The sequence below is a fragment of the Levilactobacillus suantsaii genome (genome assembly GCF_004115745.1).
Lineage (GTDB): Bacteria > Bacillota > Bacilli > Lactobacillales > Lactobacillaceae > Levilactobacillus > Levilactobacillus suantsaii.
This window is the reverse complement of the sequence record NZ_QXIL01000002.1, coordinates 27,825-42,073: the sequence shown is the minus strand read 5'-3', so window position 1 is coordinate 42,073 and position 14,249 is coordinate 27,825. Positions and strand designations below refer to the sequence as shown.

At 52.5% G+C, this 14,249-nt stretch carries 17 protein-coding genes; 15 read left to right on the top strand and 2 right to left on the bottom strand.

Translation table 11 applies throughout. The features are described from left to right. The 10 genes from DXH47_RS01185 to trxA all read left to right on the top strand — a co-directional run bounded on the left by DXH47_RS01185 (position 1) and on the right by trxA (position 9,274). On the top strand, positions 1-1,359 hold the full coding sequence (locus DXH47_RS01185; protein ID WP_129031264.1) for a DEAD/DEAH box helicase: 1,359 nt from the start codon (positions 1-3) through the stop codon (positions 1,357-1,359). A gap of 278 nt (positions 1,360-1,637) precedes the next feature. Next, positions 1,638-4,277 carry an alanine--tRNA ligase gene (gene alaS / locus DXH47_RS01180; RefSeq protein WP_129031263.1) on the top strand — a complete coding sequence of 880 codons (2,640 nt, stop codon included), beginning with the start codon at positions 1,638-1,640 and terminating at the stop codon, positions 4,275-4,277. A gap of 187 nt (positions 4,278-4,464) precedes the next feature. Beyond that, positions 4,465-4,737 (top strand): IreB family regulatory phosphoprotein, encoded by a 273-nt coding sequence (locus tag DXH47_RS01175; RefSeq protein ID WP_129031262.1) that lies wholly within the window; start codon positions 4,465-4,467, stop codon positions 4,735-4,737. Next, the gene (gene ruvX, locus DXH47_RS01170; RefSeq protein ID WP_129031261.1) at positions 4,734-5,171 is read left to right on the top strand and encodes a Holliday junction resolvase RuvX; all 438 of its coding nucleotides are present in this window, start codon (positions 4,734-4,736) and stop codon (positions 5,169-5,171) included. Before DXH47_RS01175 ends, ruvX begins: the two co-directional genes overlap by 4 nt. Positions 5,172-5,179: 8 nt before the next feature. Beyond that, positions 5,180-5,488: a DUF1292 domain-containing protein gene (locus tag DXH47_RS01165; RefSeq protein ID WP_129031260.1), complete on the top strand. Its 309-nt coding sequence runs from the start codon at positions 5,180-5,182 to the stop codon at positions 5,486-5,488. Positions 5,489-5,617: 129 nt separating this feature from the next. Continuing rightward, complete coding sequence (locus DXH47_RS01160) at positions 5,618-5,929, top strand: cell division protein ZapA (protein WP_129031259.1); 312 nt, start codon at positions 5,618-5,620, stop codon at positions 5,927-5,929. 1 nt (position 5,930) lies between these two features. After that, positions 5,931-6,227, top strand: coding sequence for a CvpA family protein (locus tag DXH47_RS11955; RefSeq protein WP_263853887.1), 297 nt, complete (start codon positions 5,931-5,933; stop codon positions 6,225-6,227). Continuing rightward, entirely contained in the window at positions 6,224-6,457 is a 234-nt protein-coding gene (locus DXH47_RS11950; protein WP_263853886.1) for a CvpA family protein, read from the top strand. The genes DXH47_RS11955 and DXH47_RS11950 overlap by 4 nt, the downstream gene beginning before the upstream one ends. A 26-nt stretch (positions 6,458-6,483) precedes the next feature. After that, positions 6,484-8,844 (top strand): endonuclease MutS2, encoded by a 2,361-nt coding sequence (locus DXH47_RS01150; protein ID WP_129031258.1) that lies wholly within the window; start codon positions 6,484-6,486, stop codon positions 8,842-8,844. A 112-nt stretch (positions 8,845-8,956) separates the two neighbouring features. Continuing rightward, complete coding sequence (gene trxA / locus DXH47_RS01145) at positions 8,957-9,274, top strand: thioredoxin (protein WP_129031257.1); 318 nt, start codon at positions 8,957-8,959, stop codon at positions 9,272-9,274. A gap of 164 nt (positions 9,275-9,438) precedes the next feature. On the opposite strand, the gene DXH47_RS01140 is transcribed toward trxA, so the two are convergent. Further along, positions 9,439-9,954, bottom strand: a complete 516-nt coding sequence (locus DXH47_RS01140; RefSeq protein WP_129031256.1) for a YslB family protein — start codon at positions 9,952-9,954, stop codon at positions 9,439-9,441. Between the two features lie 199 nt (positions 9,955-10,153). On the opposite strand from DXH47_RS01140, the gene murI reads away from it, so the two are divergent. From murI to cbpB, 4 genes are read left to right on the top strand one after another with little or no spacing between them, the layout of a single operon-like run. Then, a complete protein-coding gene (gene murI, locus DXH47_RS11805) occupies positions 10,154-10,987 on the top strand; it encodes a glutamate racemase (RefSeq protein ID WP_225423471.1) in 834 nt (277 codons plus the stop codon). A 3-nt stretch (positions 10,988-10,990) separates the two neighbouring features. Beyond that, positions 10,991-11,590 carry an XTP/dITP diphosphatase gene (locus DXH47_RS11800; protein ID WP_225423470.1) on the top strand — a complete coding sequence of 200 codons (600 nt, stop codon included), beginning with the start codon at positions 10,991-10,993 and terminating at the stop codon, positions 11,588-11,590. 2 nt (positions 11,591-11,592) lie between these two features. Next, entirely contained in the window at positions 11,593-12,123 is a 531-nt protein-coding gene (locus DXH47_RS01130) for a YfcE family phosphodiesterase (RefSeq protein WP_129031255.1), read from the top strand. Between the two features lie 4 nt (positions 12,124-12,127). Beyond that, entirely contained in the window at positions 12,128-12,634 is a 507-nt protein-coding gene (gene cbpB / locus DXH47_RS01125) for a cyclic-di-AMP-binding protein CbpB (RefSeq protein WP_129031254.1), read from the top strand. Between the two features lie 73 nt (positions 12,635-12,707). Here the strand turns inward: cbpB and DXH47_RS01120 are convergent, their stop codons facing one another. Next, positions 12,708-13,589, bottom strand: coding sequence for a mechanosensitive ion channel family protein (locus DXH47_RS01120; RefSeq protein ID WP_129031412.1), 882 nt, complete (start codon positions 13,587-13,589; stop codon positions 12,708-12,710). Between the two features lie 229 nt (positions 13,590-13,818). Between DXH47_RS01120 and DXH47_RS01115 the strand changes: the two genes are divergently transcribed. Then, positions 13,819-14,235, top strand: a complete 417-nt coding sequence (locus tag DXH47_RS01115) for a DUF948 domain-containing protein (protein WP_129031253.1) — start codon at positions 13,819-13,821, stop codon at positions 14,233-14,235. Positions 14,236-14,249 lie beyond the last annotated feature (14 nt).

The window sequence follows — 14,249 nt, the reverse complement described above, 5'->3', positions numbered from 1 at the left end:
ATGACCGCAAATTTTAGCGAGTTTCACTTGCAGCCATATTTGATGACGGCCTTAAAAAAGATTGGCTTCAAACAGCCGACCGCCGTGCAGGAAAAATTGATTCCCATCATTGCTGCGGGCAAGGACGTCGTCGGCCAATCCCAGACCGGGAGCGGGAAAACCCACACGTTCTTACTGCCCATTTTTAACCAGCTGACCAGTGAGAACCAGGTCCAGGCCGTTATCACGACCCCCAGTCGGGAGTTGGCCTACCAGATCCACACGGCGGCTGAACAGTTAGCCGCCGAAGCCCCCTTTGAGATTCGGATTGGCAACTACGTCGGGGGGACTGACAAGCAGCGTCAGGTCAATAAATTGCACCATTTCCAACCACAATTGGTCATCGGGACCCCCGGCCGGGTCTTGGATCTGATTCAATCACAAGCCCTAGACGTGCATACGGCGCACCAATTCGTGGTGGACGAAGCCGACATGACCTTGGACCTCGGGTTCTTGGATCAGGTCGATAAGATTGCGGCCCGGATGCCGCACGACCTGCAGATGATGGTCTTTTCCGCGACCATCCCGCAACGGTTGAACCCGTTCTTACGCAAGTACATGAACCAACCGGTCATCGAAGAGATCCCAGTGACCTCGATTATCAGTGATACTATCGATAACTGGTTGATTTCGACTAAGGGGAAGAACCGTAACCAGTTGATTTACCAACTAATTACGATGGGAGAACCCTACCTGGTGCTGATTTTTGCCAACACCAAGAAGCGGGTGGAAGAACTCCACGATTACCTGAAGAACCAGGGACTGAAAGTCGCCATGATTCACGGCGACATCAAGCCGCGGGAACGTAAACGGGTGATGCGCGAAGTCAAGAACCTGCAATTCCAATACGTCGTGGCGACCGATTTGGCGGCTCGAGGAATTGACATTGAAGGGGTCTCGCACGTCATCAACGATGATATTCCGGAAGATCTCGACTTCTTCATTCACCGGGTCGGCCGGACGGGTCGTCAGGGGATGCCAGGAACGGCCATCACCCTGTACTCCCCAGGGGAAGAGGCCCAGGTTGCGGCCATCGAAGAACTCGGCGTGCACTTCAAACCTAAGCGCATCAGCAACGGTGAAGTCGTCGACTCTTACGACCGGAACCGGCGAAAGAAGCGCAATAAGTCCACCCAAAAGCTGGACCCAACGCTGATTGGCCTGGTCAAGAAGAAGAAAAAGAAGATTAAACCCGGCTACAAGCACCAGATCAAGCAAGCCATTCACCACAAGAAGGACCAGGAACGCCGGATCGAACAACGGGCTGCGGCCCGGGCCGAACGAAAACGGCGCAAACGCGAGTCCAATCGTTACCAATAGACTTGCGATTGACAAGTGCCAACCGGCCACCTATAATTTCAAGTGGACAATTAAATAAGCATAGAGGATATACCGGTGGGGCCCGACTTTCAGAAACGTTTTGGGTGCTGTGAAAAACGACTCGACCCCAATTGGTGCTCCCTCGCAGGCAACATCGCGACTCGGCGTTATGAGTTTAAGAGGTTAACGACTAAACATCGTTGCAAGTAAAGTGGTACCGCGCTTCGGCGTCTTTACGGGCAACGGTGTTTTTATCTTTTTTTGGAGGTATTTAAGAGATGAAAGAGCTAAGCAGTAGTCAGATTCGGCAGATGTATCTCGACTTCTTCAAGTCCAAGGGACACACCATTGAACCCAGCGCCTCGCTGGTGCCGAAGGATGACCCGTCCTTACTCTGGATCAATTCCGGAGTAGCAACCATGAAAAAGTATTTCAGTGGCCAAGTGGTTCCCGAAAACCCGCGGCTGACCAGTTCACAGAAGAGTATCCGGACCAACGATATCGAAAATGTCGGTCGGACCGCCCGGCACCACACGTTATTTGAAATGTTAGGGAACTTCTCGGTGGGTGATTACTTTAAAAAAGAAGCCATCACCTGGGCTTGGGAACTCTTAACGTCGCCCGACTGGTTCGGCTGGGACCCCGATAAGCTGTACATGACGGTCTACCCCAAGGATACGGTCGCTAAGGAAGACTGGGAAAAGGCCGGGGTCGCCCCCGACCACATCATCGCGGTGGAAGACAACTTTTGGGATATCGGTGAAGGGCCTTCGGGACCCGACTCCGAAATTTTCTATGACCGGGGCGAAGACTTCAACAACTTAGCACCGGACGACCCGGAAAACTACCCGGGTGGTGAAAATGAACGGTATCTGGAAGTTTGGAACATCGTCTTCTCCCAGTTCAACCACGAACCAGACGGCAGCTACAAGCCGTTACCGCGGAAGAACATTGATACGGGGATGGGGCTGGAACGGGTCGTCTCGATTTTCCAAAACGCCCGGACCAACTTTGAGACCGACTTGTTCATGCCGCTGATTGAAAAGACGCAAGCCTTAAGTGACAACAAGCATTACGGTGCTGACAAGGAAGATGACATCTCCTTTAAGGTCATTGCTGACCATGCGCGGGCCATCACTTTTGCCATCGGTGACGGGGCGTTGCCAAGTAACGAAGGCCGCGGCTATGTCATCCGGCGCTTGATTCGTCGGGCCGTTGTCAACGGGCAGAAGCTCGGGATTCAAGGCGCCTTCTTGGACCAATTAGTGCCCATCGTGGGGCAAATCATGCAGTCCTACTACCCAGAAGTCTTAAAGCAAAAGGACTACATCGCAAAGATTGTGCGCTCTGAAGAAGACCGGTTCGGCGAAACGCTGACCGGTGGCTTGGACCTCTTGAACGGTTTAATCGCCGATCTCAAGCAAACGGGGAAGAAGCAAATTAATGGGGCTGACGCCTTCAAATTGTACGATACCTACGGCTTCCCGGTTGAACTGACCCAGGAATACGCCATCGATCAGGGCGTCACGGTCGATCAAGACGGATTCAAGGTCGAGATGCAAAAGCAACGGGACCGGGCTCGTAATGCGCGCGGTAAGCAAAAGGCCATGGGCTTACAACACGACTTGTTGATCAACGTCAAAACCCCGAGTGAATACGTGGGGTACACGCAGCTGACGGCTAAGAGTGACTTGGTCGAATTAGTGGCTAACGACCAGTTGACCGACGAAGTCACCACTGGGACGGCCGAAGCCATGTTTGCTCAGACGCCGTTCTACGCCGAGATGGGGGGCCAAGTCGCCGACCACGGGGACATTTATGACTTGGATGGTCAGGTCGTGGCTCACGTGACGGACGTGCAACATGCCCCGAACGGCCAGAACCTGCACACCTTAGATGTCGTAGCGCCACTGAAAAAGGGCACCACGTACGAACTCAAGGTCGACCCAGTCTTCCACAGCAAGGTCGAAAAGAACCATACCGCAACGCATTTGTTGGACAAGGCGTTACGCGATGTCTTTGGCGAACACACTCAACAGGCCGGTTCCTTAGTTGAAGGCGACTACCTGCGGTTTGACTTTACCCACTTTGGCCAAGTCGACCCGGCTGATTTGGCGAAGGCCGAAGCCATCGTCAACCAAAAGATTTTTGACGAATTGCCGGTGAACACGGTCGTGACCGACATCGACAGTGCTAAGAAGATGGGCGCCATCGCGTTGTTCAGTGAAAAGTACGGCAAGACGGTCCGCGTGGTGAGCGCCGGCGATTACGTCACGGAATTCTGTGGCGGGAACCATGTCCGCAACACCAATGAAATCGGCTTGTTCAAGATTACCTCGGAATCCGGGGTCGGCGCCGGTGTGCGGCGAATCGAAGCCGTGACCTCGGCGGCCGCTTACCGTTACTTGAATGACCGGAGTAACGTCTTGGATCGGGTTGCGGGCGATTTGAAGGTCACCCAGACCAGCGAAGTTGAGATACGTCTGCAGGCCTTACAAGCCCAGGTCAAGGACTTACAACAGAAGCAGGCGACCTTGGAAGGCAAGTTGGCCGGTCAACAAGCTGGAGCGGTCTTTGACCACGTCGAAACGGCTGGTCAATATCGGTTGATTAGCGGGACCGTCCAAGTCTCCAAGATGGACCAGTTGCGAGCCTTAGCTGACACTTGGCGCGACAAGGCGTTATCCGACGTCTTGGTCTTGGGGGCCGAGGTCAACGGTAAGGCTAATCTGATTGTGGCGGTCAGTGCCGACAAGCAAAAGCAAGTCAAGGCCGGTGATTTGATTAAAGCCATTGCCCCGAAGATTAACGGTGGCGGTGGCGGCCGGCCGAACCTAGCTCAAGCCGGTGGCAAGAACCCAGCGGGCTTGCCGGATGCGATGCAGGCCGCTAATGATTGGTTAAGTGCCCAAGATTAACCGGTTACGAGACTGAAAATGGTAAGGACGGTGAGGACGCGTAACTAGTGGCCGCGCCGTCTTTGCGTTGGCACCCCAAAGTGGTTAAGAGTATTACGAAAACATTACATTGGAGGCCCGTCGTTGTAGTTTAACGGGCAATCGAGTAAAATTAAGACTAAGTGAGGAAGTACGGGGGTGTGATATAGTGAGTTCATTAGACAAAACGATGTATTTTGATTTTGGCGCCAACCAGCCAAAGGATGTTCATGAGACACTGGTAACGGTTTATCAGGCACTGGAAGAGAAGGGGTATAATCCCATTAATCAGATTGTCGGGTACCTGCTATCAGGCGATCCTGCGTACATCCCGCGAATCAATGATGCGCGGAATTTAATTCGCAAACACGAACGTGACGAGATTATTGAAGAACTCGTGCGTTTCTATCTTAATCAGAATGGACCGGTGAAACCTTCATGAAGTTAATGGGACTAGACGTCGGATCACGAACCGTGGGGGTCGCCGTGAGCGACGCCTTGGGCTGGACGGCTCAAGGGGTTGAGATCATTCCAATTGATGAAGATCAAGAGGTGTTTGGCTTGGACCGCGTGGCGGAACTGGTCAAGGCCCATGAAGTTGACGGTTTCGTGGTCGGATTACCTAAGAACATGAACAATACCTTAGGCCCGCGTGTGGCGGCTTCGCAACGTTACGGTCAAATGTTAACGGATCGGTTTCACTTACCGGTCGATTACGAAGACGAACGGTTGACAACGGTTGAAGCGGAGCGTATGTTAGTGGAACAAGCAGACACGTCACGGCGGAAACGCAAGCGTGTCATTGACAAATTAGCAGCTGGGTTGATTTTGCAGAATTATTTGGATCGTAAAGGCAAATTAACCCGAGAAAAGTGAGGTTTCCCATGAACGAAGACCAAGAACAAATTACATTAGTTGATGAAAATGGTAACGAAGAGTTATACGACGTGTTATTCACGTTTGAATCCGACGACTTTGGTAAATCTTACATTTTGATTTACCCGGCTGGTAAGAGTGACGACGAAGAAGTCGACATTCAGGCCTATGCCTTACCGGCTGACGATGACCCGGCTAATCCTTCCGGCGGCGATCTTCAATTGATCGAATCCGACGAAGAATGGGACATGGTCGAATCCGTTTTGAACACCTTCTTAGCGGATGGTACCATCGACCCGAACGCGGGCAAAAAGTAAAGCAAGCGGGCAATGAGGGGCGGATGACCGCCCTTTTTGTTTGGGCTCATTTTGGTGTGTGTCAAAACTAGGCCCAACTCCCAATTAATGGTAAAATTAAGGCATTGTGGAAAATAGGGGGATGATGAGATGACAGAACAGACCCACCGCTTTAAGGCGGTGATTGCGGGCAAGCCCTACACCATCGTGGGTCAAGCAACCGATGACCATATGCGTGCCGTAACCACTTTATTGAATGAACAATTCGACCAATTGAAAAAGGTATCTCCGGATATCAGTAAGGAAGATGCGGCAGTTTTAATGGCGTTTAACGCCATTTCGGATCAATTGAAGATGGCGGCCAAGGCTCAGAATCAGCAAAAAGCCCCCAATGCGCAGAAGACGTCCGCGGATACGGAGGACCACACTCCCCGACCGCACTCACCAGAAACGGGGGCTTAGGGTGTTACTCAGTCTCGGAATTTTAGTGATTTTAGCTTGGGGCTTTCACCGTGGTTATCGGCGCGGGTTCGTGATCCAAATTTTATTGACCGTGGGGTACCTCGTGGTCTGGGTGGCAGCTCGATTTGGCGCCCAGCCGGTGGCAACGGGCCTCAGTCAATTCGTGGGCAACTTGAATCTGAATAGTTCGGTCAGTGCGGTAACGGCTGGCCAAAGTAGCCACTTTTTCTTGAATGGGTTGGCTTTTTCCGCCATCCTGACCGTGGGCTACTTTATCGTGCGCCGTCGTTTGGGTTGAACCGGGCGACTAAGCTACCGGTCGTCCACCAAGTGAACGCCTTAGCTGGCGGTTTGATCAACTTAGTGATTCGTTATGTGGTTATCTTTTTAATTTTGAATTTATTGATTTTATTACCCATTACCGGGTTTCAAACGACCTACCAGGCGTCTCCTGCGGCGCAGTGGATCGTGAAACAGACCCCTGGCTTGTCTTATCAGATTTATGACTGGTGGTTGACCAAGTCCTAGGGAGCCCTTTGTGAGAGGAGTTACACATGAACCAAAAAACACTCAGCATCATGGAGTATGGGCGCATCAAGCAAGCTATCCAGCACTACTTGGTCTCGGCGGCTGGTCGCCGAGAACTCGATCACTTACAGCCCACGGCCGATAGTGAGCAGTTACAGCGTTGGTTAGATGAATCTCGTGACGGCGCGGATATTTACCGCTTAGAAAGTGGGATTCCGTTGCCGAAACTAGATGACATTCGCCCGCATTTGAAACGGTTGGCCTTAGAAGCCGTTTTAAACGGTCTGGAATTAGCGCAAATTAGTCGAATCCTGTGGACGACCAGTTCCGTGGTCCGGTTCTTTGAACAGTTGGCGGATAAAGAAGTTGACCTACGCGTACTAGACCAAGAAGTCCACGAATTAGTGACTTTACCAGACGTGACGCGGCGGTTACGCACGTCGTTAGAAGGAGACGGTCATCTAACTGACGACGCGTCACCGGAGTTACGCCAGATTCGCCAACACATCACCCAAACGGCGGCGGCCATTCGTCAAAGTATGGATCAGTACACCCGGGGCAAGGACGCCAAGTATTTAAGCGAGACCATCGTAACGATTCGCGACGACCGCTACGTGTTGCCGGTCCGTTCGGAATATAAGCAACACTTCGGGGGCATCGTCCACGACCAAAGTGCCAGTGGGCAGACCCTGTTTATTGAACCGCAAGCGGTGGTTAGTTTGAATAACCGTTTGCGGCAAAACCAGATGGACGAACGGCACGAAGAGCAGCGTCTGTTAGCGGAATTGACCGCCTTACTGACGCCGTACCAACAAGAAATCTTACGTAACGCTGAAATTTTAGGGCACTTTGACTTTATCAACGCCAAGGCCCAGTACGCGCATCACTTGCACGCCACAGAACCCAAATTGTCGACGACTAATCAGGTGAACCTGCGCCAAGCGCGGCACCCGTTGATCGACCAAAAAAAGGTTGTGGCTAACGACATCGCAATCGGTCAGGATTACAAGACCATCATCGTCACTGGGCCCAACACTGGTGGGAAGACCATCACCTTGAAAACCCTGGCGTTGGTCCAGTTGATGGGTCAGTCCGGTCTTTTTATTCCAGCCAACGAGAACAGTGTGATTGGCGTCTTCGACGATATTTTTGCCGATATTGGAGACGAACAATCCATCGAACAAAGCCTAAGTACCTTCTCGGGGCACATGGAAAACATCGTCGGCATCTTGAAACAGGCCGATGAAAATAGCCTGATTGTTATCGACGAACTGGGTGCTGGGACCGACCCTCAAGAAGGGGCCGCACTGGCGATTGCCATTTTGGACCAGATTGGGACTTTGGGCAGTTACGTGATGGTGTCGACCCACTACCCGGAACTCAAGGCTTACGGGTATAACCGGCCGGAGACCATCAACGCCAGCATGGAGTTCGACGCCGAAAGTTTGCAACCGACTTATCGGTTGTTGATTGGGATTCCGGGGCGCAGTAACGCGTTAGATATCGCGGCCCGTTTAGGAATGCCTAGCCAAGTCGTGGCGGCGGCGCGGGGCTTGACCGACCAGGATAGCCAAGACTTGAACGCCATGATCAGTGACTTGACCGAGCAAAAACGCGTGGCTGATAGCCATGCGGCCGAATTGGCCACGCAACTGAAGGAAGCCACGGAACTGCACCACGAGTTGCAACACCAATTTGACCAGTATCAGCAGCAAAAAGACCACCTGATGACGACGGCCAAACAGGAGGCCAACCGATTAGTGGACGAGTCACGTAAGCGGGCCAACAAGATCATTTCTGACCTGCGAAAGAAACAACTCGATGCGGGGCGCAGTGTGGTCAAAGAAGATGAGTTGATTGCCGCGCAAGGCGCGTTGAACGCCATCCAACAAGATACGGGCCTGAAGAAAAACAAGGTTCTCCGCCGGGAAAAGGCGAAGCATACCTTCAAGAAGGGTGATAACGTGCTGGTCAAGTCGTACGGCCAACAAGGCGTCTTGATGCAACAACTCGACGACGACCACTGGGAAGTTCAATTGGGCATCTTGAAGATGAAGATTGCCACGTCGGACCTTGAAAAGGGTGCCGATCCCGCTAAATCAAAGAAGCAACCCCGAGCATCGGTACGCCGGACTGGGTCGAGCGGGATGTCACCAACTTTGGATCTGCGGGGGCACCGCTACGACGAGGCGATGGCCGAAGTCGACCGCTACATCGATGCCGCGTTACTCGCGGGTTACCCGACCGTGACGATTATTCACGGCAAGGGGACCGGGGCATTGCGTAAGGGGGTGACCGACTACTTGAAACGTAATAAGCGCGTCAAGAGTTTCGGTTTCTCGCCCGCTAATGCTGGTGGCGACGGGTCGACCGTCGTTCGCTTCTAACAAAATTAAGTTGTAAGCAATTTAGTTGTCATTTCGCGTCAATCTGTTAGACTAATCAATGTAGATGATTAACAGCTACTGGTAGTTCATAACGAATTAGGGAGGCAATAAGATGGTTACAGAAACAACGGATAAAACCTTCGAAGAAGACACAGCTAAGGGCGTCACGCTGACCGATTTTTGGGCAACGTGGTGCGGCCCGTGCCGGATGCAATCACCAGTGGTGGAACAGTTGTCTGAAGAAATGGGTGATCAAGTCACGTTCACTAAGATGGACGTAGACGCTAACCCAAATACGCCCCAAAACTTCGGCATCATGAGTATTCCAACGCTGTTAGTAAAAAAGGACGGCGAAGCGGTCGACTCCATCGTGGGTTACCACTCCAAGGAACAATTAAAGAAGATTTTAGACCAATACGTTGAAGCTTAAGTACGCTCCACGTTATCTAGAATGAAGCGGCGCTTATTCGTCGCATTTGAGGGGCCAGAAGAGATTCTGACTCCTTTTTTGATTGATCATAAAAAACGTGCCTCACAAGGGTCACGTTAGCTAGAGCTAGCGCGCCGTTATGGGACACGTTTCGAAAAATTAAATTATTGGTCCTGGTCGGCGTCAGTCGTTGGTGTGATTAACTTAAGCGGCTGGGGAGCGTCATAATCGGGAATGACGTCGTTGGGGTCCGTATAAACGTTGAAGGTGACTACGTGGTCGCGTAATTTGCGCGTCGTCTCGGTCATTTCGGCCTCGGCATTAACTCCGAGTTGTTGGGCCATCATTTCGGCTAAGAAGCCGGCTTCTAAAGTAAAATCGTTGTCGGCTTTGACTTGCTTGCGTAGCTTAACGGGTTCCCCGCTTAGTTGCCAACTGGTCATCTCGGCCGTTTGGTTGAGCAATGTTAGGTCGCCAAACCCAACTTGTTGGAAGAAGGTGGCCGCGTCCGTTGGGTTGCCTAGGGGGAACTTACGGGCGAGGGATTTACCTGCCCAGTAGCCGATGGCCCCCCGGTCATCCCCTAACAGTTCTGGTATGAGCGCGTCACGCAAAATCAACTGGGGCAAATAAGGTGCGCCGGCAGCGTCGTGCATGACGGTTTGGTATAAATTCTTCAAAATTATTGACTCCTTCGTCCGATTAGTGGTCTGTTTTGTTACCATATTGTTATTATACCGTAAAATAAGAGGGGAACTGGATTTTACGATAACTTTAGACTTTTTTTAGGACCGGGGGTCATGGCATCTGACTTGAAACCGGTTCAATAAAGGATGATAATATAAGTTCAACTAATAAGCTGTGAGGAGGCGTTGAGTGATGCGCAATGATCCGATTGGATTGATAGATTCGGGAGTGGGCGGATTGACAGTATTGAAGGCGATTCACCGGCGATTGCCGGCGGAAGCCACGGTGTATTTTGGGGACCAGCAACGGTTACCATATGGCCCCCGCACCAAACAGGAGGTCCGCACGTTTGTCCGGCAAATTGCGACGTTTTTGCGGCGGACCGATCGAATTAAACTACTGGTGATTGCCTGTAACACGGCGACTGCGGCGGCCTTGCCAGCCTTACACCAAGAACTCCCCATTCCGGTCGTCGGCGTGATTGCCCCGGGCGCAAAAGCCGCGGCTAAGGTGACGCAGACGCATCGCATTGGAGTCATCGCCACGGCCGGAACGGTCAACAGCCGCAGTTACGACCGGTTGGTCCGTAAACAGGACCTGCAAAATCAGGTCACCAGTCTGGCTTGTCCGGAGTTCGTGACCTTGGCGGAAGCTAACGACCTGACCTCGCCTCACGCCCAACAAGTCGTGACCGCCAAGCTTCAGCCGTTACGCGCGGCACATTTGGACACGTTGATTTTGGGGTGTACCCACTTTCCCCTTTTACAACCGGTGATTCACCGCGCGATGGGGCCGACCGTTCACTTGGTGGACCCCGGCGTCGCGACGGCCCAACGGGTGGCCACCGTGTTGACGGAGCACCAGCTAACACGGTTAAAAACAACGCCACCCACCGCGAGATATTACACGACCGGGGATGGGGCGAGTTTCGAACGGGTGGCGCAGCAATGGTTATCGACAGCTGTCCACGTGCAGACCGTTCCACTGACCGATTTAACGCAATTAGACACATTGGAGGCTAAATAAACTATGACAGAAACACTAGTCGTTGCAACGACCAATGCCGGGAAGGCCCGTGAATTTCGGACGATTTTTGAACCGAAGGGCATCACGGTCAAGACCCTGGCAGATTTTCCAGCTTTACCCCCGATCAACGAAACGGGGCATACGTTCACCGAAAACGCGGTATTGAAGGCGACCACCGTGGATCACGCAACCCAGTTGCCGGTGTTAGCCGACGATTCGGGGTTGATGGTCGACGCCCTAGACGGAGCGCCCGGCATCTACTCCGCCCGGTATGCCGGGGACCACGATGACGCAAAGAACAAGTCCAAACTCTTGGCACAACTGCGGGGGACGGCGCCGGCTCAACGGACGGCGACCTTTCATACCTCGTTGGTGCTGGTAAAGCCTAACGGTCAACAATTGGTGACCGTGGGTGAGGTGGCCGGAACCATCTTAACGGCTCCACGGGGAACGGATGGCTTCGGGTACGACCCGTTGTTTTATGTCCCGGAAGAACACCAGACTTTCGCGGAGATGCCGCTGGCCAAGAAGAACCGGCTCAGTCACCGGGCTAAAGCCACGGCGGCGATGCTGGCAAAATTTGACGAATGGTGGGGGGCCTAGCGATGGCACGATGGTTAGTCATTAGTGATAATCACGGCGACCGGACGATTCTCGAACAATTGCGGCATCAGTTAGCCCCCGACCGCGTCTTTCACTGTGGCGATTCTGAAATGACGGTCGATGATCCCTGGTTTCAGAATACCTGGGTGGTCCGGGGCAACATGGATCGTGACCAACGGTTCCCGTTGACGGCGACTCCCAAAGTTGATGGCAGTCAGGTTCTACTAGTTCACGGACATCACGATGCGGTCAACTGGGACCTCACGCAATTAGCTTTACACGCCCAAGCCGAACAAGCCCAGGCGGTTTTCTTTGGCCACACCCACGAGTTAGCCGTGGAATTGGTCCACGGCTGCTTGTTCTTGAACCCGGGTAGTATCAGTCAACCCCGCGGGGAGTTTCGCACCTTAGGGGGCACCTGTGCGTTAGTCACGGTTACTGCTAAAAACTGGCAGGTCCAGTACTACACGCGCGACGGGCAACCCGTGCGCAAGTTGAACTTTACGTTTCCCCGTGCCACGCAGAAAGGATGACGGTATGTTAGACCCTGCAGTTGCCGACCTATTGCGGCAGACGCCCAAGAGCTATGTGATTCCGGCTGACCGGGTCGCCAACGTGACAGCCACCAATAATTTGGAGCACGCTTTGATGGTGCTGTCGAAAGTCGGCTACACGCGAATCCCCGTTTTGGCGCCCAACGACCAGCTTCAAGGATTATTGACGCTATCTTCGGTCACGGACCGTTTGTTACGAGTTAAGGGGGCGGCCGTGGAACAACTGCGGACGGTTCAAGTCGCCGACGTGATGTTGCCGGTGACCCACTGGGTCGATGATCCTGCTAAATTAGAACTGATTTTGAACCTGTTGGTGGATGAACCGTTCGTCCCTTTGGTGGGAGAACAAATGATTTTTCGGGGCATCATTACCCGTCGGGAGATTCTAAAACGCGTTAACTACTTAGCCCATAACTTGGACAACCAGTATCAGGTCATCCCCAAACAGACTGAGCAGACACTGAGTCAAGATTCTTGGCCTAAATCATAAACACGTTACTAAAAAACGCGCATTACATAACCGGAGAAGCTGGTTATGCGATGCGCGTTTGGTTATTTGACGATTAAGCTTGATGGGATGTGGAGGTATGGGTCGGCAGGTGAATGCCCGCTTGCCGAATAGCCTTCAAGTAGGCCGTGAGAAAGATGGCCTGTAGGTTGAACTGACTCCCGTTTTTAGTCATGAGAATGACTTGGTAGACCAATTCACCGGTCGGCAAAGTCACGACGCCCATGATGACGGGGTCCTCGATGATGCTCGGGTGCTGCGGGACCAACTGGTCGTTGACCGTGTCGATGATGGGCCGCAATTCCTCGATCGGCGTCGTCGTCGCAATGGGGATGTTGACCAAAGCCCGCATGTTATTGCGCGACCGGTTGGAGACGATGGTGATGTTGCGGTTGGGAATGAAGTTGACCGTCCCGTCGACACCGGTGACCTGGGTGGTACGTAACCCAATGGCAGTGACGATACCTTCGATGGTCCCAATCTTGACCGCGTCACCCACATCGAGCTGTTGTTCCAGGAGGATGGAAATCCCGGTAACCAAGTCACTGACGAAACCTTGAGCACCCAGCCCTAAAGCCAGACTGAAGATTCCGGCCCCAGCGACCAAAGTGCCCACCGGAACGCCTAATGTGGATAGAATGGCGTAAAGCCAAAAGAATAGAATGGTGTAATGGAACAGGTTCATGGTCAGCATGCTGATGGTCTGCAGGCGATTGGTCGACTGCTGGGTCTTAGATTTACCCTGTAAGTAACGCTTGAAGCTGTGGTTCAAGATGGCCTTACCAATGAGGTTAATCAAAAAGAAGAGCACGGTCAGTGCCAGTAAGGCGAAGAAGCGGCTGGTGACCAGGTGGAGAAAGGACTCCCAGTCAAATGATTTAAGGTAATTTTTGAACCACGAACTCGATTTGAGAGAAGTGGTGACGGCTGTTTGGATCGTCAAGCGACGAACCTCCTTTATAAAGAATGGGGCCCGGTCAACTGAAAGTCATGGTTGACGGCGAGCCAAGTGGTCAATCTGCCAAGCTCTAGTTTAGCAGATTTCCGGGCTGACGCCTATGATTAGACCGGAAATTGCGAAATTGGGGTGGGGTTTTAATTGCACCCCCGGCGTGACAATGCTATTCTATGGGTAAGTCATTAAGTATGCATAAGGAGGGGTTGTCATGACCGGGGGACAGATAGCAGGCTTGATTGCAGCAATTGCGTTGTTGATCTTGGTGCTCTTCATTGGGATGTTCTTAGTCAAATTAAACAAAACGTTAACCGAGGTTAATCGTTCGATGAAAACCGTGACCGATGATGTCGATACGTTGAGCAAGCAAACGGAAAACATCATGGCTAACGCTAACGAATTATTGAAGGACGTGAACCAGAAGGTCGCTACGATCGACCCGGTTTTCCAAGCTGCGGCGGACTTGGGTGAAAGCGTCTCCGATTTGAACACGGCGACGCGTAAATTGACCGACCGGGTCGGCGTCACGGCGACCCGTAAGTCGTCAGTGGCGGCGCGCATGAGTAAGACGGCATTTGATCTGTACCGGAATCGGCGCCATAAGCACAAGCAGACGACAGTCGACTAATACGGAAGGGAAGT